This window comes from Aliisedimentitalea scapharcae (genome assembly GCF_045277565.1).
Classification (GTDB): Bacteria; Pseudomonadota; Alphaproteobacteria; order Rhodobacterales; family Rhodobacteraceae; genus Aliisedimentitalea; species Aliisedimentitalea scapharcae.
Genome location: NZ_CP123584.1, coordinates 3,936,583 through 3,961,122 on the forward strand (window position 1 = coordinate 3,936,583; position 24,540 = coordinate 3,961,122).

The window sequence follows — 24,540 nt, forward strand, 5'->3', positions numbered from 1 at the left end:
GCAGGTTATTCACTGCGTCATGGACCACCTGTATCGCAAATCCACCTTACCATTCATTTAACTTCGCCCCGGATGGCGCGACATTCAAACCCGCGCGCGCAACAAAAAACCCCGCAGGCGACAACCGGCTGCGGGGGGACGTTTGATCGTCATGTCGGATGGTGCGCCCATCCGACATGGGCAGGGGCAAACCTGTCAGTTCACCGCCTTGGCATCAACGACATCTGATGTTTCCTTGGCCGATGAAATCGCGATCCGGCGCGGCTTCAATGCTTCGGGCACTTCGCGCTGCAGGTCGATGTGCAACATGCCGTTTTCATGGCTGGCACCGGTGACACGCACATGATCGGCCAACGTAAACCGGCGCTCAAAGGCGCGGGTCGCAATCCCGCGGTGCAAATAGCTTCGGTCGGTGTCTTCATCGGATTTGCGCGCGGCGACGACCAGGGCGTTTTCCTTGACCTCGACCGACAGATCCTCTTCGCCAAACCCGGCGACCGCAATCGAAATCCGATAGGCATCAGCGGCGGTTTTTTCAATATTATAAGGGGGATAGCTGGGCTGTCGTGTATCCGCGCTCAGCGTTCGATCCATCAGGTCAGCGATCTGGTCAAAGCCAATAGATGCCCGGTGCAACGGGGCAAAATCAAAACTACGCATCATGTTCATCCTCATTCAGAGCGATTAAGTGCTGCCCTCCGCAACGGACGGGCAAGTCTGGATCCGAACCCCTGTCACAGGCGATCCGGTATCCTTCAGATAATCAGCAACAGCCCGGTTTCAAGAACCGTCCGCACGAATGAATTTGGCACCGGTCGAATTGCGCCCTGACCCAACCCCCAGACGTTTGACACGGCGGTCGGGCACGGCGGCCGGTGCCCGCCTCAGCATGGACTTGAGCTCGGCAACACGGGCCGGGAGCGCCATGCCCAGCGCAACTTTTTTGCCCTCGACCTGCGCCATTCCGGAAATGACGGACAAAATGCGCCCACGCCCCCCGACACGCGCAAACACAGGTGCCCCGGACGAGCCATAGGTCACGTCACAGTCAAACATCATCAGCTCATCGCGGGCGGCCAGGATCTGGCACTGTCGCTGGCGCGACAACGCCTCTGCGCGCCCCATGCCATAAGAGGTCACGCTGACCGCAGCCCCCTGTGTTGCTCCATCGTGCAGAATGAACGGGTCGGCCTGGGCGCTGGTGATCGGGCGCGCCAGCCGGATCAGCGCCACGTCATGACGGACATTTGCCCATGTCATCGGGGCACCCGGCGCAAATCCACTGTGGGCGGCAATCTGCAGGGCCTGGCGGTCCGCTATGGATTGGCCCTCGCGCAAACCGGCGCGAAAGGTGACCTGATCGGCCTCCAACAGCCTGTTGGTCTGTTTGCTGTACACACAATGGGCCGCCGTCAGCACCAGCTCGGGAGCGATCAAGGTCGCCGTGCAAAACCCCTTGCCCGCCAGATCCAACCGCCCGACGGCCTCCCAGCCCAACAGATCGTCCCGATCAGACAGACGACGCAGACCCGTCGTGTCTGCTGCCACAAGGGGCGCAACAAGAACCAACACCAGAACCGCAGCCAGACGTTTCATGGCCGGACCTGTCATGGCTGGACCTGTCATGGCTGGGTTGGCCGGATGAATTTTGCGCTTGTGTTGTTGCGCAGATGACCCACCACAACATTCCCGGCTCCCGGTGGGACCTTGGCCTGACCAAAGGCCCCTTTGGACAGCAATTCGGCCTGCAGCAGCGTCAGCGCCTCTTCCAGAGCCGACCCCAAAGCCACACGTTGCCCCTGAATTTCCGCCTTGGCCGACACGACCGAGACAATCCGGGCGGTGCCGTCATCAAACGAAAAAATCGGGGCCCCGGATGAGCCGAAATCCACATCACAGGACATCACCAATACGCCTTCCTGGCGGGCCATGACCCCACAGACTTCCTGCAAAGACGGCGCTTCGGAGCGGTCCTGAGCATAAGACACCACACCGACCTGATCCCCCCGGCTGGGCCGACCGGCGGTGGTAAAGGGCTGAATGGTGGTATTGCGGATCGGATGTTGCAACTGCAACAGAGCCACATCATTGCGGACCCTTTCGGACGAAACTTCGCCGTCATAGATGTAATCCGGGTGGGCAACGGCACGGCGCACGCCTCGATAGGCCGACGCCCGCCCATTGCGCCATCCGGCGAGAAATTCCATGTCCGCGGGTTTGATCCTGCGTTTGCTGGTCCGGTCATACAGGCAATGCGCCGCAGTCAGCACCAGATCCGGCGCGATCAATGCCCCGGTGCAAAACCCGGTTCCATTCACATCCAAGCGCCCGACGGCCTCCCACTGGCGCCCCGCATCGGTGGTGTCCATGCGTTGCAACCGCGTGTCCTGAGCCTGCGCGGCCAGCGGCAGCAAAGAGACCAAAATGTTCAATATCCAGCGCCGCACCGGGTTCTCCTGTTCAACCTTTTAAATTTTCTAGGAAGCCGATGGGGCGAAATTGCGGCAAACTGCGGGTATTGCGGTGCCCGACACGGTGGGCTCCCGCCCGGTGACCCTGCCCTGCCGGGCAGATCACCCGTTGGGCGTGGCATCGCCTGCGGCAATGCGGGCGGTCTGGGTCCGGTCAGCGCAAGACTGGAATCGCGGTTTCCTGTTGGCGCACCGGATCAAGAGCACCCGGGCGCGGTCCCCCCGTCGCCCAATCCAGCAATTCAACGGTATGGACGACGGGATGCGCCGTACCAGACCCGATCTGCATCATGCACCCAATGTTTCCGGCCGCGATCACATCGGGCTGTTTCGCCTCCAAAGCCGTGATCTTGCGCGCCTTGAGCTGCCCCGAAATGTCCGGCTGCATCAAATTATAGGTCCCGGCAGATCCACAGCACAGATGCGCGTCCGCCGGTTCGACAACCCTGAACCCGACCCGCTTCAACAGGGTCTTGGGGTGCGATTTGACCTGTTGGCCGTGTTGCAGGGAACAGGCGGCGTGATAGGCGACGGTCATCTCCTTTTGCGCCCCTTCGGGCAGGTCCAACGTCATCAGAACTTCGCTGACATCCATGGCCAGCTTGGACACCTGCTCCGCGTCAGCGGCCAGCGGATCATTGCGGAACATGTGCCCGTAGTCCTTGATCGTGGTGCCACACCCGGAAGTATTGATGACGATGGCATCCAACCCCTGCCCCTGGATCTCGCGCATCCAGGCGCGAATATTGCGCGCCGCGGCGGCGTGGCTGTCGTCCACGCGTCCCATGTGGTGGGTCAGCGCCCCACAGCACCCGGCCCCATCGGCCACCACGACTTCGCACCCCAACCGGGTCAACAGCCGGATCGTGGCATCGTTGATATCGGTATTCAGCGCCTTTTGCGCACACCCGGTCATCAGAGCCACCCGCATCCGCCGGGGCGCGTCGGGGGCAAAGCTCTGGGGATCGTCATTGCGGCTGACCGGCGGGATCTGGCGCGGCGCCATATCCAACATCGCCCGCACCCGCGCATCGGGCACCCAGGCCCGGAACGGCCGGGCCAGCTTGGCCCCCAGCAGCGCCAGCCGGAACCGCCGCGGATAGGGCAGAACCTGCGACAGGACCCACCGCAGGGCCCGGTCCGTCAACGGACGTTTGTAATGCTGTTCCACATAGGCCCGCGCATGATCAATCAGATGCATGTAATGCACGCCCGACGGACAGGTGGTCATGCAGGCCAGGCAACTCAGGCACCGGTCTATGTGTTTGACCGTCTTTTCATCCGGTACCCGGTTGTTCTCCAGCATATCCTTGATCAGGTAGATCCGCCCACGCGGGCTGTCCAATTCGTCGCCCAGCACCTGATACGTCGGGCAGGTCGCCGTACAGAACCCGCAATGCACACAAGAGCGCAGAATGTCGTTGGCTCTTTGTGTGCCCGGGTCCGTCAATTGTTCGGGGGTGAAATGTGTCTGCATGACCTGTGCCTTACCCGACCAACAAAAGAAAAAACGCCGCAGCCCCGATCAGGCCCGCGACAAAAACCAGCCCGCGCACCACCCAAGGGCGGTCATCCAGACGCCATTTCCGGTGGATCAGCATGTAACCGCCCGCAAACAACAATCCCGACGCCAGGGAATAGAACCCGATGGCCCGGAATCCGCTGGCCATACCGTTGCCCGCGGCATCAGACCCGGTGATCGCCGGCAACGACTCGTGCAGCGCAACAACCCCAAACGCGGCCAGCACCGCCCCAACCCCCAGACCTCTGGACTTTGGGAAAAACGCCATGACGACGAACACAACCGGCCCCGGAAGGAAAAACAACAAAAGATCCATATCGCGCTATCCCATCACCCCTGGATTCAAAATTCCCCGCGGGTCAAACCGCTTCCGCAAATCCCCGGCAAGCTTTGACAATACCGGGGGCTGGGGATGGAACCGCCCAAATTTCAACAGATCATCTTGTGGAGCCCGGATCAGGGTCACATGCCCGTCCACCCCCGCCAACTGCGACCGCAGATCAACGCCCGGCGGCGCCAATGTCCAGATCAGCCCGCCCCCCCAGTCGATCACATGTTCATAGTCCGAACAGGCGGTGACCCGTGTCATATCCGTGGGTTTGACCGACGTTTTCCACACCGACCCGGCCCGCCCGTGAAAGGGGGCGACATCGCGAACCGCCCGCCACAGCCGGTCAGTGTCCGGCCCGCCCATCAGCAGATCATCGGGCTTCTGGTCCGCGAACAACTGGCACAACTCCTGCATCCGATATTCGACTGACGCCTCGAACCCTTCGACCCGGATCAACGTGCGCGCGGGGCTCTCGCCCTGCTGCGGCAGCCGCGCCGCGCCGGTCACGTCAAACGGCGATTTCAGGGCTGCACAGAACACCCGCAGCGACTCCTGAAAATCCAACCCGGACCAGACCAATGTGCCGCTGCATTGCGCGCGCGGCAAAACCTTCAGCGACACTTCGCTGAGAACTCCCAACGTGCCATGCGCTCCGGCCATCAGTTTGACCAGATCATATCCGGTCACATTCTTCATCACCCGGCCGCCGTTCTTGACCACCTGCCCGGCCCCATCGACAAAGCGCACCCCCAACAGATGATCCCGGGCCGCGCCCGACTGGACCCGCCGTGGCCCGGATATATTGGCGGCAAAAACACCGCCGATCGTGGGCTCTCCCGTCGTTCCCATCAGGCCCCGATGATCCATCGGCTCGAACGCCAGCCTCTGGTTTTCACCGGCCAGCAGGGTCTCGATCTCGGCCACAGGCGTCCCGGCCCGCGCCACCAACGTCAATGCGCCGGGTTCATACAGCGCGACCCCGCGCAACCCTGACACAGACAGAAGATCACCGGATACAGACAGGCCCCGCGTTCCTCCCCCCTGAATACACAGCGGCCCGCGCGCCGCGGCCACCCTTTCGGCCAGCTCGGCCTCACTCTCGGGTCTGCTCATTTCATCTCGCTCCAAAACTCCGGGGGAGTCGCCAAAGGCGACGGGGGCAGCGCCCCCTCTTATTCTGCGGCAACCGGCACGTCGCGCCGGTTTTTGGTCACGGACAGGGGAAACACCTTGGCCGGGTTCAGCAACCATTTGGGATCAAACACGTCCTTCACCATCAGCTGCGCCTCCAGATCCACCGGATCATATTGGTGCAGCATCAGATCGCGTTTCTCAACACCGACCCCATGTTCCCCCGTCAAACACCCCCCGGCTTCGACGCACAGCTTCAGGATCTCGGCCCCAAAGGCCTCGCAGGTTTCCAGATCGCCGGGTTTATTGGCATCAAACAGGATCAGCGGATGCATATTGCCGTCCCCTGCGTGGAACACATTGGCCACATCCAGACCAAAGTCGCGGGACATCTCGCCGATCCGACGCAGTACATAGGGCAAGGAGGACACCGGGATGGTGCCGTCCAGACACATATAATCGTTGATCTGCCCCATGGCCCCAAAGGCGGATTTCCGGCCCAGCCAGATCCGTCCGGCTTCCTCTGCATCGCGGGCTTCGCGCAGCGCGACCGGATTGTGACGCCGGGCAATCTCGGTGATCTGCTGCAACTGCCATTCGATTTCCCCGGGGCTGCCCTCGACCTCGACAATCAACAGCGCCTCGCAATCGGGATAGCCGGCCTTGGCAAAGGCTTCGCAGGCACGAATGCACGGCCGATCCATGAATTCGATCGCCACCGGCAGGATCCCGGATTTGATGATATCGGACACACAGGCCCCGGCGACCTCGTTGCTGTCGAACCCCATCAGCACCGGACGTGCGCCTTCGGGTTTGCGCAGGATCCGCAGGGTGGCTTCGGTCACGACGCCCAACTGCCCTTCGCTGCCGCAGATCACCCCCAACAGATCCAGACCACCTGCGTCCAGATGCGCGCCACCGATATCGACTATGGTGCCATCCATCATCACCATGGTCACCCCCAACAGGTTGTTCGTGGTCACGCCGTATTTCAGACAATGGGCCCCGCCGGAATTCATTGCGATATTGCCCGCGATGGCACAGGCGAGCTGCGAAGACGGGTCCGGCGCGTAGAAAAACGCCTCCTCTTCCACCGCCCCCGAGACGCTCAGATTGGTGCGCCCCGACTGCACCCGGATGATCCGGTTGTCGTAATCCGTCTCCAACACCTGGTTCATCCGCGCCACGCCCAGGATCACGCTGTCCGCCGTGGGCAATGCCCCCCCGGCCAGCGACGTGCCCGATCCGCGCGGCACAACCGGCACGCCTTCGTCTTGGCAGATCCGCAATACGTCCGAGACCTGCTGTGTCGTTGACGGCAGCACCGCCAGCAAAGGCGGACAGCGATAGGCGGTCAGCGCGTCACATTCATAGGCGCGGGTTTCGATCTCATCGGTGATGATCGCATCATCTGACAGAACACGGGCCAATCGCGCGACCAAAGCGGGCTTGCGCGCCAGAATGGCGGGGTTGGGGGTGGGCATGTCCATCAGCGATCTCCAAATTTGGTAAAATCATATTACCAATTCATCCCATCTGGCAAGTTCTTTTCCAAGCCGCTAAGCTCCCCCCATGATTTGGATCGACCGCCTGAACAGCTTCTCGCCCTATGACTATGGTGCCCTGTCGCTCCTGGTGGTTGGCTGGTTCTGGATCGGGTGGCGCATCGAACATCCCCCGGCCCACAAACCCTCTGTTTCGTTGATCATGGCCGAATTCCGCCACGACTGGATGAAGCAGATGGTCACACGCCAGCCGCGCATGTTCGATGCCCAGCTGATCGGCAGCTTTCGCCAGGGAACGACCTTTCTGGCCTCTGCCGTCATGATCGCCATCGGCGGCGGACTGGCGCTGATCGGCAATCTTGAACCTCTGGAATCGGTCGCCAGCGATCTGACGCTCGAACATGTCCCGACGTTTGTCTGGGAAATCAAGATTCTGGTGGTGCTTCTGTTCCTGTCCAATGCCTTTCTCAAATATCTGTGGGCGCATCGCCTGTTCGGCTACAGTTCGGTGATGATGGCGGCGGTGCCGAATGAACCGGAGGAACCGCTCACCTATCCGCGCGCCGATCAGGCCGCCGACCTGTGCAACACGGCATCGCGCAGCTTTACCCGCGGGATGCGGGCCACCTATTTTGCGCTGGCGGCTGTCGCCTGGCTTGCTGGGGCTGTGCCCTTGATCATCGCCACTCTGCTCACGATTGCCATGCTGTACCGACGCGAATTTGCGTCCCAATCCCGCACCACATTGCTCAAGGTGCCACCCGACACGGCATCGTGATTCCCCGACCGATCCAAATCGCATTAGGATCCCGGCCATGAGATATGCCCCGTTCCTGATCTGCCTCGCAGCAGCATCCCCCGCCCTTGCCGATTCGCCTGTGATCGAACGTGTGACCGCCACACAGACCGGCTCGGACTGGCAATTTGATGTCACCCTCAGCCACCCCGATACAGGGTGGGATCACTATGCCGACGGATGGCGGGTGCTGGACATGCAGGGCACAGAGCTGGGTCTTCGGGTGCTGGCCCATCCGCATGAACACGAACAGCCCTTTACCCGATCCCTGTCCGGGGTTCGGATCCCCAATGGCACCAGCCAGGTCCAGATCCAGGCCCGGTGCATCGTCGATGGCTGGGGGGCCCAGACGGTGACGGTCACACTGCCCTGAGACCGGTTTCCCGGCCTGTGGGTTCCAACCCGTGGCTGTGGTTTGTGATCCGTGGTCTTTTTGGTGATCCGTGACCCTGATCCGCGGCCGTGGCCGTGGTCCGTCAGGCCCTGTGATAGGGGCTCCCGGCCAGAATGGTCGCCGCGCGATAGATTTGTTCCGACAGCATCACCCGCACCAACATGTGCGGCCAGACCATCTTGCCAAAGGATATGGACGCGTCCGCCTGGGCCCGCAGCGACGGGTCAATCCCGTCCGCGCCGCCAATGATCAACGCCAGATCCTGACGCCCACTGTCGCGCCAGCCCCCCAGCTTGTTGGCAAATTCCGGCGATGTCAGCACCTTGCCCCGCTCGTCCAGCGTGCAAATGACCGCCCCCTTGGGCAGCGCCTTGCGCAGCAAATCAGCTTCGGCACCCTGACCGGCGTTTTTCTTGTCCTCGACTTCGACCACCCGCGCAGGCCCCAACCCCAACGCGCGGCCCGTCCGGTCAAACCGGGTCAGGTAATCGTCAATCAGGGATTTTTCCGGGCCGGCCCGCAGGCGGCCAACGGCACAAATGTGCACACGCATCGTGGCCTCGGTCGCTGGACCGCGCCCCGCGCGGTCCGATTGGCATCAGACGTGGTTGCTCAGCTGGTTTCGGACCCGTCTGTCGGCAACCACATTTTTTCCAGCTGGTAAAACTCACGCACTTCGGGACGAAAGATGTGAACGATCACGTCGCCGGTATCGATCAACACCCAATCACCGGTGTTCTTGCCTTCGATCTTGGCGGTGAAACCGAACTCACGCTTGAGCCGATCAACCAGCTTTTCGGACATGGCCGACACCTGACGGGTCGACCGACCTGACGCAATCACCATATGATCGCCAATAGCTGTCTTGCCGCGCAGATCGATCTGCACGACATCTTCGGCCTTGTCGTCGTCAAGCGAGGAAAGAACACGCGCCAGCAACGCGTCGCTGGTGGGCAGAGAGTCGGCCGTCATCACGACCGTCTGTGTCTCGGCAGAGGCAGATGCCTCAGGATGGGATGACAGGACAAAGTCCTCCTTCTAGCGCGCCGTCCGCCCCCGGCGCCTGGGGTAATTCAAAGGTAACAACCCCTGATCCTATTTTCAACGTATGCGGCAGGACCCAGGGTCGAATCGACGTGACTATGTGCCTGATCTGCACAGTCTGTAAAAGCGAAAAATGACGTCTCGCCAGGAAAGTCACATCTCCGGGTCGCCTGCCTGCAAAACCGCCGGGGACGCCGCGCCCGACCCCAGAACACGCACTTCGCGCTGTGGGAAGGGGATCGAGATTCCGTTTTCCTTGAACGCATCCCACAGCGCCAGATACACCGCGCCCCGAATATTGGTCAGCCCCCCGGTCGGATCCTCGATCCAGAACCGCAGGATATAATCCACCGAACTGTCGCCGAAACCGACAATGTGACACACGGGTGCCTTGGGTTTGCCCAACACCCTGCCAATGCGCGACGTCGCTTCGACCGCAATACGGCGCACCACATGCGGGTCATCGCAATAGGCCGTGCCAAAGTAGATATCCAGACGCACGAAATCGTCGGAATGGGACCAGTTCACCACCTGCCCGGTGATCAGATCCTCGTTCGGGATCAGATATTCCCGCCCGTCCCGCGTCACCACGCTGACATATCGGGCTCCCAGCGAATTGATCCAACCAAAGGTTTCGCCCAGCGAAATCACATCCCCCGGTTTGATCGACTTGTCCAACAGGATGATGACGCCGGACACCAGATTGGACACCACTTTGGCCAATCCGAACCCCAGACCGACACCGATGGCCCCCGACAACACGGCCAGCCCGGTCAGATCAAATCCGACAATCCGCAGCCCGATGACCAACGCAACCCCATACAGGATGACCTGCAACACCTTGATCGCCAGTTCCTGCATCGAGGGGCTGATTTCGGGATTGCGCCGGATGCCGGCCGACATTGTCCGGGTCACGAACCGGGCCAACGCCAGGGTCACCCCCAACATCGCCACAGCCTGCAACACCATCCACATCGAAATCCGGGTCTCCCCCAGCTCCAACGCCAGCGAATGCAGCAACTGCTGGGTTTCTTCGGTCAGGTTCAACAGCGTCAGCGTGATCCAGATCCAGCCACAATACCGCAATATGGCCCGCAAGGCGCCATTGCGGACCAGGCGCGTTATCAGCGCAATTATCAACCAGGCAGCGGCCAGCTGCGCAGCGATCCCCAGGAAATACGACCGGCTGGGCCAGGTCACTTCGCGCATGACCCACACCGTGGTCCAGATCAGAATCACAAAGAACACCAGCGCCATGCGCCTCTGCACCAACAGAAGATAGCGATAACGCCACTTGGGCCACCCTTCGCGCGTGCGCATCCACTCGCGAAACCGCGGACCAAAATACCGCGACAGCGCAAAGGACAGCACCACCAGCCCCAACAGGATCAGCGCCTGATAGGCCGTCCAGGGGCGCGCCACGCCGGTGATGAAATTCAGCCCCTGATCCCACAGGCTTAGCGCAATGTCCTGCGTGTCCTGTTCGACGATCTGCACAGCCGCTTCACCAGGGTCGCTGGTTTGTTCCAATGTCGTTGTTTCGGTCTCTGCCATCTGTGCCTTGCCTCATTGTTGCCAGCGTGGCACGGCCCGATCCGACAAAACAAGCCATTTCCCTTGCGAGACTCAGTCTGACCCGCTATCTGAACGCACATGAAACGCATTTTTGACATCGATGACCGCGCCTTTCTGCCCTGGCGCTTTTTTGGTCAGTCGAAATCCGTCAACGCCGCACTATAAGTGCGCCGCGCGCGATTCCGTGCGCCCGTTTTGCAGCTACACCGCCAATTCAAATCAGAACGGAGAGGACCCATGTCCCCCAAAACGCTCTATGACAAGATCTGGGATGCGCATGTCGCGCACGAAGCCGAAGACGGCACCTGCCTGCTGTATATCGACCGCCACCTGGTCCACGAAGTGACCAGCCCACAGGCGTTCGAAGGTCTGCGCATGGCCGGTCGCAAGGTGCGCGCGCCAGAGAAAACCATCGCCGTGCCGGATCACAACGTGCCCACCACCGCCGGGCGCGATGACCCCGCACAGATGACCGAAGAAAGCCGCATTCAGGTTCAGGCGCTGGACACCAACGCCAAGGAATTTGGCGTGCATTATTATCCCGTCTCTGACGTCCGTCAGGGCATCGTGCACATTGTTGGCCCCGAACAGGGCTGGACCCTGCCCGGCATGACCGTGGTCTGCGGCGACAGCCACACCGCCACCCATGGCGCCTTCGGCTCGCTCGCTCATGGCATCGGCACCTCCGAAGTGGAGCATGTTCTGGCCACCCAGACGCTGATCCAGAAGAAATCCAAAAACATGAAGGTCGAGATCACCGGCAAACTGATGCCGGGTGTGACCGCCAAGGACATCACCCTGGCCGTGATCGGTGAAACCGGCACCGCGGGCGGCACCGGCTATGTCATCGAATATTGTGGCCAGGCAATCCGTGACCTGTCCATGGAAGGCCGCATGACCGTCTGCAACATGGCCATCGAAGGTGGTGCCCGCGCGGGTCTGATCGCGCCGGACGAAACGACATTCGACTACGTCAAAGGCCGCCCCCACGCCCCCAAGGCAGGCGCATGGGAACAGGCGCTGGAGTATTGGAAGACGCTCTACACCGACGACGGGGCCGCGTTCGACAAGATCGTCACCCTGAAAGGCGAAGACATCCAGCCAGTCGTCACCTGGGGCACCTCGCCCGAAGACGTCCTGCCGATCACTGGCGTTGTCCCCCACCCCGAAGACTTTGAAGGTGGCAAGATCGACGCGGCCCGCCGGTCCATCGAATACATGGGCCTGACACCGGGTCAGAAACTGACCGACATCGAAATCGACACCGTATTCATTGGGTCCTGCACCAACGGGCGCATCGAAGATTTCCGCGCCGTGGCCGAAGTGGTCAAAGGCAAAAAGATCAAGGACGGCATGCGCGCCATGATCGTTCCCGGATCGGGTCTTGTCCGGGCCCAGGCCGAAGAAGAAGGTCTGGCCGACATCTTCCGCGAGGCTGGTTTTGAATGGCGTCTGGCCGGGTGTTCCATGTGTCTGGCGATGAACCCGGATCAGCTGTCCGAAGGCGAACGTTGCGCGGCCACCTCGAACCGGAACTTCGAAGGGCGTCAGGGCTACAAGGGTCGCACCCATCTGGTCAGCCCCGCGATGGCTGCCGCAGCGGCACTTACCGGAAAGCTAACGGACATCCGCGAACTGTTGTAAGCTCCGCTCAGAGTTGAATTTTGAGAGGAATTGAGAAATGAGTGACTGGCTTAAACTGCTTTTGTTGGGACTTGTGTCCATCGTCTTTGGTGTGTTCATTCTGGGTGCACCGGTTGTGGCCTCGGTCGCCGTCACGGCGATCACCGGGTTTTTGCTGCTGATCAGCGGCGGCCTTCAGGTTGCAGGTGGCTTCACGGTCGACGGCACGGCGAACAAATTTCTCTCCATCCTGATGGGGGCAATCCTGTTGTTCCTGGGGTGGTCGTTCCTCTCAAACCCGCTTCAGGGCACCATCTCTTTGGCCACGTTGATTCTGATCCTGTTCATGGCAGGCGGGATCGCGCGCCTGATCTTGTCGTTTCAGATGCGTGGAACACGCTTTTTCTGGCCGACGCTGATCTCTGGCGTTTTGTCCATCATCCTGGCCGGGATCATCTGGTCCAATTCAGCAGCAGACCCCACGTGGTTGCTCAGCTTGATTGGGATCCTTTTGGGCATCGAGATGCTGTTCAACGGCTTTGGGCTGACGTTTGCAGCGCTGTTCATGCGCAGCGCCGAAAAAGGAAACAGGGCGGCCTGATCCCGGGCCGGACCTCTGGTCCGACCCATGGGGCCGCTGAAATCGTCATCAGGGGGTGCACGGGTGGTGCACGTCCGGTGCACGGATATCACCCCCCGCCCTGTTGCGGGGTACCCCCCACATCTAGTGGGTCGAAATTAGGAGTCTGGTAATGGACAAATTTGAAAAACTGAACGGCATCGCGGCCCCCATGCCGCTGGTCAACATCGACACCGACATGATCATCCCCAAAGTGTTCCTGAAATCCATTCAGCGCACCGGCTTTGGCGTGAACCTGTTCGACGAGATGCGGTATAACCGTGACGGTTCGGAAATCGCTGATTTCGTGCTGAACAAACCCCAGTACCGCAAGGCCGAAATCCTGGTGGCCGGTGACAATTTTGGCTGTGGCTCGTCGCGCGAACATGCGCCCTGGGCGATTGCCGATTTTGGCATCAAATGCGTGATTTCCACTTCCTTTGCCGACATCTTCTTCAACAACTGCTTCAAGAACGGCATTCTGCCCATCGTTCTGCCCCAGGAGCAGGTCGATCTGCTGATGAAAGACGCGGAAAAGGGCGAAAACGCCCGCATGACCGTGGATCTCGAAACTCAGGAGATCACCACGTCGGATGGCGACGTCATTGCCTTTGACGTGGATGCATTCAAAAAGCATTGCTTGCTGGAAGGGCTGGATGACATCGGTCTGACCATGGAAAAAGCCGACGCCATCGACACATTCGAAGCCAAAGCCGCCGCCGCCCGCCCCTGGGCCTGACAGGCGTCCCAGTTGAAAAACGGCACCACAGCCGCGCCTTCGGGTGCGGCTGTTTCGTATTGGGCCTCCGCGGCGACGCACCACAATATCTTGTGGTACGCTGCGCAAATCGTTGAATTTCCTACACTCATTGATGCAAAGCAGCACCAGTTATCCGCCCGCGAACCACAAAATTTACCACTTTACGACGCACCCTCTTGAGCGGTTTTCCCAAACGATGCACAAATAAGGCCAAAATGAGGCACCGGCCCAAAGACGGGTTGGATCAAGTTGGAACAAAGGCGCGGCAACGTATCGGCCTGTCCAGTTTGAAGGGAATGAGCAGTGGTTGCACGCATCTTAGGAGCCGTGTTGCGGGGCGTATTGGTGGCTTTGCTGATTGCAATGCCTTCGATATTTTTGCCCAGCCATACGATGCGATCCGGTGAGATCGTCGTTCTGTTGTCCTTGTTGGCAGCCGTGTTGACCATGGCCGAATACAGTTCGAATTATCCCAGCTTTGTCGAGTTCCGCGATGCGCCACCTCTCAACCGGCTGCGCTTTGTCTGCCTGGCATTGATCCTGTTGTGCCTGAGCATGATCACCAAACATTTGTTCGAACCGACCAATGGAACCGCGCTGTTTGCCGGGTTGGGTCAACTGGCCGGGAGCATACTGGATTTCCCGTACTCACCTGTGCGTCTCGTCCTGTTGGTCCTGCCCCCCGAAGTACCCGTGCATATGCTCAACGCCGCTCGGGCCGCAGCGGCTGTGGCCTATTTGATCGCATTGGGCACTGTGCTGGCCTTTGTCGTCACCATCAGAATCCTGAATTGGCCAGTGGCGAACGGGGCCTTTAACGTTTGGACCAATTTGCCACTGTTTGACCCCACAACAGGTGGTGATGTTGTCTATCGCCTGCACCGCGACGGGCGGATCAATGTCATGCTGGGTTTCTTGCTGCCCTTTGCCATTCCTGCCTTTGTCAAACTGGCCGCCGACATTGTTGATCCCAACCTGTTGATGCGCCCACACACCCTGATATGGACTCTCAGCGCCTGGGCTTTTCTACCAGCGTCCATGTTGATGCGTGGTATGGCAATGTTGCGCATTGCTGATCTGATCGAAGAGAAGCGCCGTCGTGCCTATGCCAATTCCGAGACGATGCGCACCGCATGAGGCGGTTGCTGGCAGGCGCGGCACTGTTGTTGCTGGGCAGCCTGGCCTGTTCCGCCGACCCCTTGCGCCTTGCCACATTCAACACCGAATTATCCCGCAAGGGGCCGGGCCTTTTGCTCCGTGCGATCCAGCGTGGCGACGACCCTGCAGTCCGGGCTGTCATCCAGGTCATCGCGCGAAACAATCCTGACATCTTGGTCCTGCAAGGCGTGGATTGGGACCATGAAAACCGCGCCGTCCGGGCGCTGGTCAAGCAATTGGCCAAAATCGGCGTCGATTATCCGCACATGTTTTCAGCTCAGCCCAATGCAGGGCTGGCGACAAACCTGGACCTGAACGGTGATGGCCGGCTGGGGGGCCCCGAAGATGCTCAGGGCTTTGGTGCTTTTACCGGACAAAGTGGCATGGCGATTTTGTCGCGCCACCCCATCAAGACCGCCCAGATCGTGGATTACAGCGCGACCCTGTGGCTGGATCTGCCTGGTGCCATCCCGCCGACCCATCCAGATGGCAACCCTTTTCCGTCGGCCGAGGCGATGGAACGCCAGCGCTTGCCCAGTGTCGCCATCTGGGCGGTGCCCGTGACGCGCGCTGACGGATCGGATTTGACCGTCCTGGCCTTTCAGGCAGGGCCTCCGGTTTTTGACGGCCCCGAAGACCGCAACGGGCGGCGCAACCATGATGAGCTCCAATTGCTGCGCCAAATCGTGCGTCGGGAATTTGGGCCCGCCCTGACGGGAGATATCGTGCTTGCAGGGGGGGCGAATCTGGATCCATGCGACAGCGATGGCAGAACTCAGGCAATCGTGGATCTGTTGGCTGAAACACGGTTGCAGGACCCTGCCCCCCGCAGTTCGGGTGCAGCTGCTGCGACGGCAGCACCCAGCGCCTGTTCCGATCCGGCTCTGGATACCGTGGATTGGCCGGGAATTGGGAAATTTCGCGTGGATTATATCCTGCCATCTGTCGGGATGAGAGTCGTGAACACAGGTGTTTTCTGGCCAACACCGGATCAGGCGGATGGCCAACTGGCACAACAGGCCAGCCGTCACCGGCTGGTCTGGGTGGACTTGGCAGCGGATTAGGCGACCGCCGTTTTCGCAAGAGGATGCGACGGTGGTGCCACCAATCCCGGCGGGATCGCCTGGGCCAGTGCCGTTTCGAATGGCGTCACGGCGAACCCCGGTAAATACTGTTCCAGCAGCGTTCCATCCAGAGTATGCCCGACCTGCCATAGATATCGCATTTCCAACAGACAGCGCGCCATTGGCCACACTGGCTTCAACAGACGAAGCGGAATCCACGACATCTGTGTCATCCTGACGGGCCGGGTGACAATTCGGTCCAGAGCAGTCGCCATTTCGGCCCCTGTTACTGTGTACCCGGGGAAAGAGATATCGCTGAACACAGGCAATTCCTCTCGTCTTTCTGCCAATTGCACCGCAGCGCGCGCCAAGTCAGGCAGGAATGCCCACGCATGAGGAACATCAAGTGGTCCGGGGTATGAAAACCGCCCCGATGCGAGCCGCTTGGTCAAAACCGCGTCAAACCAGTTCCCTGACGCAACAGTGTCGATAAAATCCCCTGCCCTCAGCACAATGGTCCGAACGCCGGACTGGCGATAGGCCTGTTCCATGGCAATGCGGATCTGACCCAATGGGTTGCGTGCCTCTTGCGGGGTTTCCTGCCCCCATGGGGGCGTTGCCTGTGGCCCATAGACATACACATTCCCCGGCACAATAACGGTAGCTCCCGCCGCTTTTGCCGCCGCGATCACCTGATCATGCAGCCGAGGCACCTGATCCGCCCAATCAGGGTATTGTGGGTTCCAGGCATTGACGATCACATCCACGGCCCGGGCGGCCTGAACCAGATCATCAGTTCCCCGATCGAACCGCACCGTCGCCCACCCCGCAGTACAGAATGCGTGCTCAGCTGCGCGGCCGAAACGACCGGTCGGCCCCAGGATCAATACAGTAGGTTTCATGCTCCATGTCCTCGTCAATGGATGATGAAACGACTATACCCATGCAAATATCAGCATAATATTGCAAATTTTTGCAGATATCCTATTCATTATTGAATGGATAAGATTTCCTCCCTCACCGATTGGACATTGATCCAAAGCTTTCTCGCTGTTGCTGAAACCGGCTCCTTGTCCGGTGCCGCCCGCCAGTTGAACCGCAGTCAGCCTACGCTTGGGCGTCACATCAAGACGCTGGAGCGGGAACTGGGGGCCGCTTTGTTCAACCGGCATCCCCGTGGGCTTTCGCTCAGTCCGACGGGCGTGCAAGTGTTCCCAATGGCACGCCAGGTGCAGGATCAGATGTATGCGATTTCGCTGACAGCCGCCGGTCAATCGCAGGACTTGCAAGGCACCGTGCGGATCACCGCCAGCATTTTTGCGTCGCATCACGTCCTGCCCCCAATCCTTGCTGAAATCCGGCACCTGGAACCTGCGATCGAACTGGAGCTGGTTCCAAATGACAGTAGCGAAAATCTGTTGTTTCGTGCCGCAGATATCGCGGTGCGGATGTACCGCCCGACCCAGTTGGATATCGTCGCCCGCCACGTCACTGACCTGCAACTTGGGATCTTTGCAGCGCACAGCTATCTTGACCGTGCCGGACACCCCCAGACAGCCGAGGATCTTTGGCAGCATGATCTGGTCGGATACGACCAAAACGACCTGATTGTTCGCACCATACGCGATCTGGGCTGGGAGGTCAGCCACGCCAGCTTTGCCACCCGCTGTGATCATCAAAGCACCTATTGGGAGCTGGTTCGGGCCGGATGTGGGATCGGCTTTTCTCAAACATTGGTCGGGCGTGCTGACCCATTGGTGCAGGAATTGGACCTGGGCATTGGCATCCCGCCGTTGCCGGTTTGGCTGGCCGCCCACGGAACCCTGCGCCAGACCCCCCGCGTTTCGCGTGTCTGGGATCACCTGGCGCATAGGTTGCAGGCCTATGGTGGTGCCCAAACTTGAACAGCCTGGGCACCTGTTCAACGATACGGCCTGGATGCGTCGGTATGTTTCGCTGTTTTTCCCTTGTTTTCATGGACGCATCATTGACCCCTCCGTCTCCTCAAGGTACCCCACCTCAAAGCTGTTTCAAGGAGAGCCCCGCATGTCGAATCCATCCCTTCTGATCCTGCCCGGTGACGGTATCGGCCCCGAAGTCATGGCCCAGGTCCGCCGCATCATCACCTGGTATGGTGACAAGCGTGGTCTGGCATTCGATGTGAGCGAAGATCTGGTCGGCGGTGCCGCCTATGACAAGCACGGTGTCCCGCTGGCCGACGAAACCATGGCCAAGGCACAAGAAGCCGACGCGGTTCTGTTGGGCGCTGTTGGCGGCCCGGCTTATGACGATCTGGATTTCAGCGTCAAACCCGAACGCGGCCTGTTGCGTCTGCGCAAAGAAATGGATTTGTTCTCGAACCTGCGCCCGGCCCAGTGCTTTGACGCTTTGGCTGACTTCTCGTCGCTGAAAAAGGACATCGTGGCCGGTCTGGACATCATGATCGTGCGCGAATTGACGTCGGGCGTGTATTTTGGCGAACCCCGGGGCATCTTTGAGGAAGGCAACGAACGCGTTGGCATCAACACTCAGCGCTATACGGAATCCGAAATCGAGCGCGCCGCACGGTCGGCGTTCGAGCTGGCCATGCGTCGCGGCAAAAAAGTCTGCTCGATGGAGAAGGCCAACGTGATGGAATCGGGCATTCTGTGGCGCGAAGTGGCCACCCGTGTGGGCAAGGAATACCCCGAAGTCGAACTGTCGCACATGTATGCCGACAACGGTGCCATGCAGCTGGTACGTGCACCCAAACAGTTTGACGTCATCCTGACCGACAACCTGTTCGGCGACATCCTGTCCGATTGCGCAGCCATGTTGACCGGAAGCCTTGGCATGCTTCCTTCGGCCTCCCTGGGCGCGCCCATGGCCAATGGTCGGCCCAAGGCGCTGTACGAACCCGTTCACGGCTCGGCCCCCGATATCACAGGCCAAGGCAAAGCCAACCCGATCGCCTGCATCCTGAGCTTTGCCATGGCGCTTCGCTACAGCTTTGATCAGGGCAGCGAAGCCGACCGCCTGGAAACCGCTGTTGAACAGGTGCTGGCAGATGGTGTGCGCACTGCAGATCTTTTGGGCGAAGAAGGGGTCACCCCTGTTTCGACATCGGAAATGGGTGATGCGATTCTCGCGGCGTTGGACGCCAGCCTCTAATCCTACGATCCAACGACGACAAAACGCCCGCTGTATTTGGCGGGCGTTTTTTGTTGTCCGCCGCCTGGGGCGGCTCCTTCAGGGTCGCGTGTGTTGCGCATTTTACCCCTGGCCAACATCATATTCCGCTCCTGCCCGCCAAGATCCTGCAGTCAGGCAACGGGGCGACACCGCGCGTTTCCCAGCAGATGCGACCAGCACAGATCCCGGTCTCCGGTGCTCCCCCTTTTCTCAACGGAAACACGCAAGTAGCCAAATAAATCCTCAGGCGTTTCTTTTTGCGGCGAAGAATTGGCCTTGCAAACACCCCGACACGGATATAAATCACGCGCCACGGTCGGAGTGTAGCTCAGCCTGGTAGAGCACTGTCTTCGGGAGGCAGGGGTCGGAGGTTCGAATCCTCTCACTCCGACCAATAAAATCAAGAACATACGCAAAACTGAAACCTGCAATTTATGCAACCTTGCGTGAGTTGCGCAGTATCGCGAGGATGTTCTTATGAGGAGCACTGCACCCTATCTCCGCCAGCGGTCTGACGACTACTGGGAAATCGTGTTTAGAAACCCTCAAACCGGGAAAAATCGGCGTAGGACCGCGAAAACCAAAAACAAGGAGAAGGCGCAGAAAAAGCTGGATGAATTCCAGCCCGATGCGGCACCCGCCGACCCCAACGCCCCCTATAACCGCACAAGAACGGACGGATACTGGGAGACAGTCTACAAGGACGGTAGCGGTAAGACCCGACGGCATTCTCACGGTACGAAGGATGAAAAGGCTGCGTCTGCAGCACATGACAACTTCGTTAAGGAACTGGTTAGACCCTAAATTCCAGCTCGCCCTACAGTGGCTTGGATCATGGACAAGTATTACGAATACATCTGTCGAGAGAAGGCAGAGTCCACTTCTGGCCCCATGGCAGCGAACGTGGAGCCGCTGAAAGAGCATCTGGGGCATATGTTCTGGGATGAAGTCGTTCAAGATACCGTGGACGAATACACAGAATGGCGGATGAGGGATTCGAACCGTCGGAACGAAGATCACCGATTATGAACTTGCCTGCTATTGCTGCTCCGATTTCGGACACCATCCGGACATGCAGAAGATCTCGCAGAAAGAAAAAACTCTAAGTCATTGATTTAATGGTGCCCCCACACCGCATTGAAGTCTTGAACCATGGAGTTTCATGTTGCCTCAGAAAACCATGAAACTTGAGGAATTACTGTTGATTTTCTGCAAATCAGAGTTCCATATAGCTCCAGGTTGGTTCATAGTAGCTCAATTCAAAAGGTGGACACTAAGGTGGATGAATGCCAACACTCAATAAGCTGTCTGCGCTTCAGGTGAAAAGCGCCTCTCCGGGCAAGTACAACGATGGTGGCGGGCTTTGGCTGCATCGTCGGCAAGATGGTGGCGGACAGTGGTTTCTTCGGGTTCAAATCCACGGCAGGCGGCGTGAAATGGGTCTAGGCTCTTTGTCGGAAGTGAGCCTCAAGGAAGCTCGCCAATTGGCCGGACGTTGGAGGGCCGTCGCTCGCGAGGGGAAAGACCCAATCAAAGAACGCCAAAGGCTTCTTCGCGAAGCTGCCAAAGCCGACCATGTTCTCGCTACAATCGCCCACGAAGCCTACGAAGCTAGAAAAGCCGAATTGAAAAACGACGGCAAAGCAGGTCGTTGGTTCTCTCCGCTGGAACTTCACGTTCTTCCCAAGCTGGGCCGAATTCCTATCGAAGAGGTCGACCAGCAAGACATCAAGAATGCACTCTCGCCGATATGGCACTCGAAAGGCGAAACCGCTCGAAAAGCCCTCAATCGACTTGGCATCGTCATGCGCCATGGTGCGGCGATGGGCTTGGACGTTGATATGCAGGCGACGGACAAAGCCAAAGCTCTTCTAGGTAAGTCTCGACAAAAACGAAAGCACATACCCTCCATGCCATGGCAGGAAGTCCCCGCCTTTTATGCCAGTTTGGATGAAGGATCGATTACACACCTTGCATTGAAACTTTTGATACTGACTGCAGTTCGTTCCCACCCGCTCCGGTTCTGCCAACTTGATGAGACCGACGGTGATACATGGATCATCCCGGCAGAAAGGATGAAAACGGGCAAAGAGTTTCGCGTGCCACTTTCAATTGAAGCTCGAAACATCATCGAGCAAGCCAAACCGTTTGCACGGGAGGGCTTCATTTTCCCAAGTGTACGAAAAGGCGTCATTTCCGATGCGACTATGTCCCGGCTAATGGAACGCCGGGAACTGGAAGCCCGCCCACATGGGTTCCGTTCCAGTTTCAGAACATGGTGTGCTGAAGCAACCGACACTCCTCGTGAAATTGCAGAAATGGCCTTGGCACACGAAGTTGGTGGCAAAGTTGAGCTTTCCTACCGCCGGACCGACTACCTTGAGAAACGGCGCGTACTTATGGAAAGCTGGGCACAGCACGTGCAGGGCCAATCCTCCAATGTTATTCAATTGGCGGAGGGGCAATGAAATTTGATCAAGAGGAAGCTAAGGCCGAGGCGAAGCGCATTCTTCTCTCGTATGGCTTCTGGGAGAAACATAAGATTGAATGGTTTGGCGCAACCAGCGCGTTCCTCGTATACGACCTGTCAATTTCCGTAGGTCCCTTTCAATTCGAGCACAGCAACTGTGAAGTTGCTGCGGGAACGAACCTTGCTATGCCGGTTGATGAGGCGGGCAAACTCATGTCTGCAGCGTCCTTACATCAAGAAGGGTACGAGCTTGCAAAGTATGTCTCAGCTAAGCTTTTGGCTGAGAATCAGCGACTTCCGGAGACATTGTCTTACTTCGCCAGCTTGGAAATTGAAGGGAACTGGCCTCACCCAAAAAAACACTCCCAAACAGCCATTCCTTCGACAAAAAACTTTCTCAGGGATTTTTGCATCGTTCAAATGCTTCGGCATTTTAGAACGCGGTTTGACATTCCACCAACTCAAAACATCGCCACTGGCGACAAAGGTACGAGGGGAACATTTGGCGCTTCAATCGTCCAAGATGCTTTTCAAGAATTGAATAACACCTACCCAGATACAAGGCCCTCATTTCCTCTGACAGCCGTTTCGGCCCAGCGAATTTGGAATGACCGCAGTAAAGTCGAGAACGCAATAGCCGTGGCTGGCAGGCAGTTAGCGCTACTACCGTCATCACTAGGAAATGTTCAGAACCCTTTTGCACAAGATGCGAAAAACTGCCCCTAATCTTTTCGTACGCCTTATGCTCCGAAGTGAAGCAAAAAGCACCTCAGTGAACCAACTGGGGTGCCACCATGAACAACACAATTTCAGCTACACCGCTGCCGATCTATCAAACGATTAAAGACCTCGAAGGATTTCTTGGGCTTAGTCGGTCTACTATTCGCCGCCGTGTCGCAGACGGAACCTTGCCTACACCCTTTAAGATTGGCCACAGGACTTTCTGGGATCGCAACGAAGTGTTGGCTGCTTTGGCTGACGTCAAAGCGGCGAGGTAGGATGCAATGGCTCGGATTGCCTCCCATATTGATTCTGATGACACGGATAAGCCAGATTGCCGCGAATGCTCAGATTTTCATAACAAAATTTTGTTGGCGCTGGGCGATTACCGCGTGATTGCCTGCAAGGACAACATCCAATGGATTTTGCAGCAACGACGACGCGGAAATCCACGCGCTGGGCGGGCTTGGCGGGCCATTGGGTACTGCATGCAACGCTCTAGCCTTGCACGCCTGTGGCCCGAAAAAAATGGTGCCCCTCACTCGGCATTTGCAGCTTTACCTGAACGTTTTCCCGCTGCTCGTAAACCCCGAAATCGAGCCGAAAAATGACCCTACTTCCCGAACCACAACCACTTTATTGCAACCCGTTGCAACGCCCAGCGCAATCACAGTGAAAGGGTAAAAGAAGTTCAAAATCAGTGACCCCGCGCACATTAACGCGGGGCCTATCCAGCGGTCGGTAAAAAGTCTCTTTGGCGGAGGTTTGACGGTGGCGCTGGACAGGGAACGCCTACCATGGGGCGGGGTCAAAGGCAAAGCGCAGTCCGAAAGAGAGAAGCGCGACCCTCGGCACAGTGGCAAACGTGTCGCAAGTAGCTCTCAACGATTTGGGACAGGTCACAGTCACCAGATCGGCCTAACGCGACGGCCCGGCTCCGGCCAGCAAGATCGTGGGAGGCATAGGGACTAACTCCGGCATCTGCTGGGGCTAGTCTTCCTATGCCTTCTGCTCAATCCCTCACCATCCAGCAAAGACGAAACACACGCAAAGTACTAAAAGGAAGAGCAATGTCTGAATTTAATGAAACCACCGAAAAATGGATGAACGATTTTGCCGATCCTCCCAAGGCTTCGGCAATCTGTGGAGAACTTTCCAACATACCGCCGATTTCGATCCGAACTCCGGAGGAAGAGGCCGAATTTGGGTGGTCTTTGGTCCAAGACACAGAATTCGAGTATTCGCTCGAAGGTAAGAAAATCCTTCAGGAACGATACGATTTGGACTGGGAACGGGACGAACGCAGCAACAAGCGCTTTGGCAAACAAATATGCCTCGAAGACACGTCTCTCTCACCCGAACAAGTAAACGCCGCAAAGGAACAACTTCGCCTCGAAGCCGAAGGCGACCGCCGCTATTTTGCACCGCTCTATAAGCTTCTGAACGAACGTGAAAAAATCATCTACGCCGAGCTTAAGGTGCAGTTTCTGGAGCGGATAGCGAAACCGAAAGAGCGAGAAAGTGAATGAGTTGGTCTTTGCAGTTGCCTATCGGCACCATCTTCTGGCGTGTCATGGTGTTACTGCACGGACAACTCAATCGGATGAGCTGGCCAACTTATCAGACGCCCAGCGCGTGCGGGATGAGTGGCGACGGGGCGCGTTGATTGAAGAAAGCGACGGACATCTCGCGCTGGGGTATTGCTCTGGTCGGTGTCGACATCGTCGCCACAGGTGGCGTTACCAGTGGCCTTGCTCGCGGGGTGAAAGGTGCATTGGCAGACGGAGGTTTGGCAAGCACCACTGCCCAATTGGTCATCGGCATGGCACTGTCCGGCATGGTTCAATGATGGAGAAGCTGCCGAAGATGTTTTTTAATAACACCCCGAAGACAACCAACAGTCCTACGTGATGAACGGGGCCGTCATCACCGTGAATGCGGGCGGGGCAATCGCTCTGAATTATGGAACGCCGATTGTCAGTTCCACCGTCATATCTGGTGGTATCGACATCAAACAAATTGCTGTGGAAGAATGATCTGCGCGGTTCATTTGCAACGCGTCGCAGAATTTCTCATTCGGACTGTGTCTACAGGGGGAGGGATAATCGTTGAAATTCCCCTCTTTTTAGCTTTCCTAGAATGCGGCGGGTAAACTTCGGTTAACACCAACTGTCTAACTCTTCCCC

26 protein-coding genes and 1 tRNA gene are annotated in these 24,540 nt (G+C 58.5%); 16 read left to right on the forward strand and 11 right to left on the reverse strand.

Going from position 1 to position 24,540, the window contains the following annotated elements; translation table 11 throughout:
* Positions 1-195: 195 nt before the first annotated feature.
* From QEZ52_RS18280 to QEZ52_RS18310, 7 genes are all read right to left on the reverse strand, one after another.
* The gene (locus QEZ52_RS18280) at positions 196-660 is read right to left on the reverse strand and encodes an Hsp20 family protein (RefSeq protein WP_406650562.1); all 465 of its coding nucleotides are present in this window, start codon (positions 658-660) and stop codon (positions 196-198) included.
* A 120-nt stretch (positions 661-780) separates the two neighbouring features.
* Complete coding sequence (locus QEZ52_RS18285) at positions 781-1,596, reverse strand: trypsin-like serine peptidase (RefSeq protein ID WP_406645909.1); 816 nt, start codon at positions 1,594-1,596, stop codon at positions 781-783.
* A gap of 26 nt (positions 1,597-1,622) precedes the next feature.
* Entirely contained in the window at positions 1,623-2,447 is an 825-nt protein-coding gene (locus tag QEZ52_RS18290; RefSeq protein WP_406645910.1) for a trypsin-like serine peptidase, read from the reverse strand.
* A 178-nt stretch (positions 2,448-2,625) separates the two neighbouring features.
* Positions 2,626-3,948: a glycolate oxidase subunit GlcF gene (gene glcF / locus QEZ52_RS18295; RefSeq protein WP_406645911.1), complete on the reverse strand. Its 1,323-nt coding sequence runs from the start codon at positions 3,946-3,948 to the stop codon at positions 2,626-2,628.
* 10 nt (positions 3,949-3,958) lie between these two features.
* A complete protein-coding gene (locus tag QEZ52_RS18300) occupies positions 3,959-4,309 on the reverse strand; it encodes a hypothetical protein (protein ID WP_406645912.1) in 351 nt (116 codons plus the stop codon).
* 6 nt (positions 4,310-4,315) lie between these two features.
* Positions 4,316-5,437, reverse strand: a complete 1,122-nt coding sequence (locus tag QEZ52_RS18305; protein WP_406645913.1) for an FAD-binding protein — start codon at positions 5,435-5,437, stop codon at positions 4,316-4,318.
* Between the two features lie 59 nt (positions 5,438-5,496).
* Positions 5,497-6,945 (reverse strand): FAD-linked oxidase C-terminal domain-containing protein, encoded by a 1,449-nt coding sequence (locus QEZ52_RS18310; protein WP_406645914.1) that lies wholly within the window; start codon positions 6,943-6,945, stop codon positions 5,497-5,499.
* Positions 6,946-7,027: 82 nt separating this feature from the next.
* Here QEZ52_RS18310 and QEZ52_RS18315 point away from each other — a divergent pair, with 82 nt between their 5' ends.
* Together QEZ52_RS18315 and QEZ52_RS18320 are read left to right on the forward strand one after the other, a co-directional pair.
* Positions 7,028-7,738, forward strand: a complete 711-nt coding sequence (locus QEZ52_RS18315; protein WP_406645915.1) for a DUF599 domain-containing protein — start codon at positions 7,028-7,030, stop codon at positions 7,736-7,738.
* Between the two features lie 37 nt (positions 7,739-7,775).
* Positions 7,776-8,129 (forward strand): hypothetical protein, encoded by a 354-nt coding sequence (locus QEZ52_RS18320; RefSeq protein ID WP_406645916.1) that lies wholly within the window; start codon positions 7,776-7,778, stop codon positions 8,127-8,129.
* A 103-nt stretch (positions 8,130-8,232) separates the two neighbouring features.
* Here the strand turns inward: QEZ52_RS18320 and rlmH are convergent, their stop codons facing one another.
* From rlmH to QEZ52_RS18335, 3 genes are all read right to left on the reverse strand, one after another.
* Positions 8,233-8,703: a 23S rRNA (pseudouridine(1915)-N(3))-methyltransferase RlmH gene (gene rlmH / locus QEZ52_RS18325; RefSeq protein ID WP_406645917.1), complete on the reverse strand. Its 471-nt coding sequence runs from the start codon at positions 8,701-8,703 to the stop codon at positions 8,233-8,235.
* A 59-nt stretch (positions 8,704-8,762) separates the two neighbouring features.
* On the reverse strand, positions 8,763-9,122 hold the full coding sequence (gene rsfS / locus QEZ52_RS18330) for an RsfS/YbeB/iojap family protein (protein ID WP_406645918.1): 360 nt from the start codon (positions 9,120-9,122) through the stop codon (positions 8,763-8,765).
* Between the two features lie 225 nt (positions 9,123-9,347).
* Positions 9,348-10,748 (reverse strand): mechanosensitive ion channel family protein, encoded by a 1,401-nt coding sequence (locus QEZ52_RS18335; protein ID WP_406645919.1) that lies wholly within the window; start codon positions 10,746-10,748, stop codon positions 9,348-9,350.
* Between the two features lie 258 nt (positions 10,749-11,006).
* Between QEZ52_RS18335 and leuC the strand changes: the two genes are divergently transcribed.
* From leuC to QEZ52_RS18360, 5 genes are all read left to right on the forward strand, one after another.
* Complete coding sequence (gene leuC / locus QEZ52_RS18340; protein ID WP_406645920.1) at positions 11,007-12,413, forward strand: 3-isopropylmalate dehydratase large subunit; 1,407 nt, start codon at positions 11,007-11,009, stop codon at positions 12,411-12,413.
* Positions 12,414-12,450: 37 nt separating this feature from the next.
* Positions 12,451-12,993 (forward strand): HdeD family acid-resistance protein, encoded by a 543-nt coding sequence (locus QEZ52_RS18345; RefSeq protein ID WP_406645921.1) that lies wholly within the window; start codon positions 12,451-12,453, stop codon positions 12,991-12,993.
* A 151-nt stretch (positions 12,994-13,144) separates the two neighbouring features.
* On the forward strand, positions 13,145-13,750 hold the full coding sequence (gene leuD, locus QEZ52_RS18350; protein WP_406645922.1) for a 3-isopropylmalate dehydratase small subunit: 606 nt from the start codon (positions 13,145-13,147) through the stop codon (positions 13,748-13,750).
* A 324-nt stretch (positions 13,751-14,074) separates the two neighbouring features.
* Positions 14,075-14,908, forward strand: coding sequence for a hypothetical protein (locus QEZ52_RS18355; protein ID WP_406645923.1), 834 nt, complete (start codon positions 14,075-14,077; stop codon positions 14,906-14,908).
* Entirely contained in the window at positions 14,905-15,993 is a 1,089-nt protein-coding gene (locus QEZ52_RS18360; protein WP_406645924.1) for an endonuclease/exonuclease/phosphatase family protein, read from the forward strand. Before QEZ52_RS18355 ends, QEZ52_RS18360 begins: the two co-directional genes overlap by 4 nt.
* On the opposite strand, the gene QEZ52_RS18365 is transcribed toward QEZ52_RS18360, so the two are convergent.
* Positions 15,990-16,895, reverse strand: a complete 906-nt coding sequence (locus tag QEZ52_RS18365) for an epimerase (RefSeq protein ID WP_406645925.1) — start codon at positions 16,893-16,895, stop codon at positions 15,990-15,992. The genes QEZ52_RS18360 and QEZ52_RS18365 overlap by 4 nt on opposite strands.
* A gap of 96 nt (positions 16,896-16,991) precedes the next feature.
* Between QEZ52_RS18365 and QEZ52_RS18370 the strand changes: the two genes are divergently transcribed.
* The 9 genes from QEZ52_RS18370 to QEZ52_RS18410 all read left to right on the forward strand — a co-directional run bounded on the left by QEZ52_RS18370 (position 16,992) and on the right by QEZ52_RS18410 (position 24,203).
* Positions 16,992-17,897 (forward strand): LysR family transcriptional regulator, encoded by a 906-nt coding sequence (locus QEZ52_RS18370; RefSeq protein ID WP_406645926.1) that lies wholly within the window; start codon positions 16,992-16,994, stop codon positions 17,895-17,897.
* Between the two features lie 142 nt (positions 17,898-18,039).
* A complete protein-coding gene (gene leuB / locus QEZ52_RS18375) occupies positions 18,040-19,143 on the forward strand; it encodes a 3-isopropylmalate dehydrogenase (RefSeq protein ID WP_406645927.1) in 1,104 nt (367 codons plus the stop codon).
* Between the two features lie 338 nt (positions 19,144-19,481).
* Positions 19,482-19,558, forward strand: a tRNA-Pro gene (locus tag QEZ52_RS18380).
* An 892-nt stretch (positions 19,559-20,450) separates the two neighbouring features.
* Positions 20,451-21,632, forward strand: coding sequence for a tyrosine-type recombinase/integrase (locus QEZ52_RS18385; RefSeq protein WP_406645928.1), 1,182 nt, complete (start codon positions 20,451-20,453; stop codon positions 21,630-21,632).
* Positions 21,629-22,360, forward strand: coding sequence for a hypothetical protein (locus QEZ52_RS18390; RefSeq protein ID WP_406645929.1), 732 nt, complete (start codon positions 21,629-21,631; stop codon positions 22,358-22,360). The genes QEZ52_RS18385 and QEZ52_RS18390 overlap by 4 nt, the downstream gene beginning before the upstream one ends.
* A gap of 68 nt (positions 22,361-22,428) precedes the next feature.
* Positions 22,429-22,632, forward strand: a complete 204-nt coding sequence (locus QEZ52_RS18395; protein ID WP_406645930.1) for a helix-turn-helix transcriptional regulator — start codon at positions 22,429-22,431, stop codon at positions 22,630-22,632.
* Positions 22,633-22,638: 6 nt separating this feature from the next.
* On the forward strand, positions 22,639-22,965 hold the full coding sequence (locus QEZ52_RS18400) for a hypothetical protein (RefSeq protein WP_406645931.1): 327 nt from the start codon (positions 22,639-22,641) through the stop codon (positions 22,963-22,965).
* Between the two features lie 459 nt (positions 22,966-23,424).
* Positions 23,425-23,883, forward strand: a complete 459-nt coding sequence (locus QEZ52_RS18405) for a hypothetical protein (RefSeq protein WP_406645932.1) — start codon at positions 23,425-23,427, stop codon at positions 23,881-23,883.
* Between the two features lie 137 nt (positions 23,884-24,020).
* A complete protein-coding gene (locus QEZ52_RS18410) occupies positions 24,021-24,203 on the forward strand; it encodes a hypothetical protein (protein WP_406645933.1) in 183 nt (60 codons plus the stop codon).
* Positions 24,204-24,540: the final 337 nt, after the last annotated feature.

What these genes read in the sequence shown, in the direction of transcription:
- QEZ52_RS18405 (WP_406645932.1), top strand. Translation starts at nt 23,425, where the DNA reads ATGTCTGAATTTAATGAAACCACCGAAAAATGGATGAACGATTTTGCC.
- QEZ52_RS18370 (WP_406645926.1), top strand. Translation starts at nt 16,992, where the DNA reads ATGGATAAGATTTCCTCCCTCACCGATTGGACATTGATCCAAAGCTTT.
- glcF (WP_406645911.1), bottom strand. Translation starts at nt 3,948, where the DNA reads ATGCAGACACATTTCACCCCCGAACAATTGACGGACCCGGGCACACAA.
- QEZ52_RS18320 (WP_406645916.1), top strand. Translation starts at nt 7,776, where the DNA reads ATGAGATATGCCCCGTTCCTGATCTGCCTCGCAGCAGCATCCCCCGCC.
- QEZ52_RS18390 (WP_406645929.1), top strand. Translation starts at nt 21,629, where the DNA reads ATGAAATTTGATCAAGAGGAAGCTAAGGCCGAGGCGAAGCGCATTCTT.
- leuB (WP_406645927.1), top strand. Translation starts at nt 18,040, where the DNA reads ATGTCGAATCCATCCCTTCTGATCCTGCCCGGTGACGGTATCGGCCCC.
- QEZ52_RS18400 (WP_406645931.1), top strand. Translation starts at nt 22,639, where the DNA reads ATGGCTCGGATTGCCTCCCATATTGATTCTGATGACACGGATAAGCCA.
- QEZ52_RS18360 (WP_406645924.1), top strand. Translation starts at nt 14,905, where the DNA reads ATGAGGCGGTTGCTGGCAGGCGCGGCACTGTTGTTGCTGGGCAGCCTG.
- QEZ52_RS18365 (WP_406645925.1), bottom strand. Translation starts at nt 16,895, where the DNA reads ATGAAACCTACTGTATTGATCCTGGGGCCGACCGGTCGTTTCGGCCGC.
- leuC (WP_406645920.1), top strand. Translation starts at nt 11,007, where the DNA reads ATGTCCCCCAAAACGCTCTATGACAAGATCTGGGATGCGCATGTCGCG.
- QEZ52_RS18315 (WP_406645915.1), top strand. Translation starts at nt 7,028, where the DNA reads ATGATTTGGATCGACCGCCTGAACAGCTTCTCGCCCTATGACTATGGT.
- QEZ52_RS18300 (WP_406645912.1), bottom strand. Translation starts at nt 4,309, where the DNA reads ATGGATCTTTTGTTGTTTTTCCTTCCGGGGCCGGTTGTGTTCGTCGTC.
- QEZ52_RS18310 (WP_406645914.1), bottom strand. Translation starts at nt 6,945, where the DNA reads ATGGACATGCCCACCCCCAACCCCGCCATTCTGGCGCGCAAGCCCGCT.
- QEZ52_RS18335 (WP_406645919.1), bottom strand. Translation starts at nt 10,748, where the DNA reads ATGGCAGAGACCGAAACAACGACATTGGAACAAACCAGCGACCCTGGT.
- QEZ52_RS18285 (WP_406645909.1), bottom strand. Translation starts at nt 1,596, where the DNA reads ATGAAACGTCTGGCTGCGGTTCTGGTGTTGGTTCTTGTTGCGCCCCTT.
- rsfS (WP_406645918.1), bottom strand. Translation starts at nt 9,122, where the DNA reads ATGACGGCCGACTCTCTGCCCACCAGCGACGCGTTGCTGGCGCGTGTT.
- QEZ52_RS18385 (WP_406645928.1), top strand. Translation starts at nt 20,451, where the DNA reads ATGCCAACACTCAATAAGCTGTCTGCGCTTCAGGTGAAAAGCGCCTCT.
- rlmH (WP_406645917.1), bottom strand. Translation starts at nt 8,703, where the DNA reads ATGCGTGTGCACATTTGTGCCGTTGGCCGCCTGCGGGCCGGCCCGGAA.
- leuD (WP_406645922.1), top strand. Translation starts at nt 13,145, where the DNA reads ATGGACAAATTTGAAAAACTGAACGGCATCGCGGCCCCCATGCCGCTG.
- QEZ52_RS18280 (WP_406650562.1), bottom strand. Translation starts at nt 660, where the DNA reads ATGCGTAGTTTTGATTTTGCCCCGTTGCACCGGGCATCTATTGGCTTT.
- QEZ52_RS18305 (WP_406645913.1), bottom strand. Translation starts at nt 5,437, where the DNA reads ATGAGCAGACCCGAGAGTGAGGCCGAGCTGGCCGAAAGGGTGGCCGCG.
- QEZ52_RS18395 (WP_406645930.1), top strand. Translation starts at nt 22,429, where the DNA reads ATGAACAACACAATTTCAGCTACACCGCTGCCGATCTATCAAACGATT.
- QEZ52_RS18345 (WP_406645921.1), top strand. Translation starts at nt 12,451, where the DNA reads ATGAGTGACTGGCTTAAACTGCTTTTGTTGGGACTTGTGTCCATCGTC.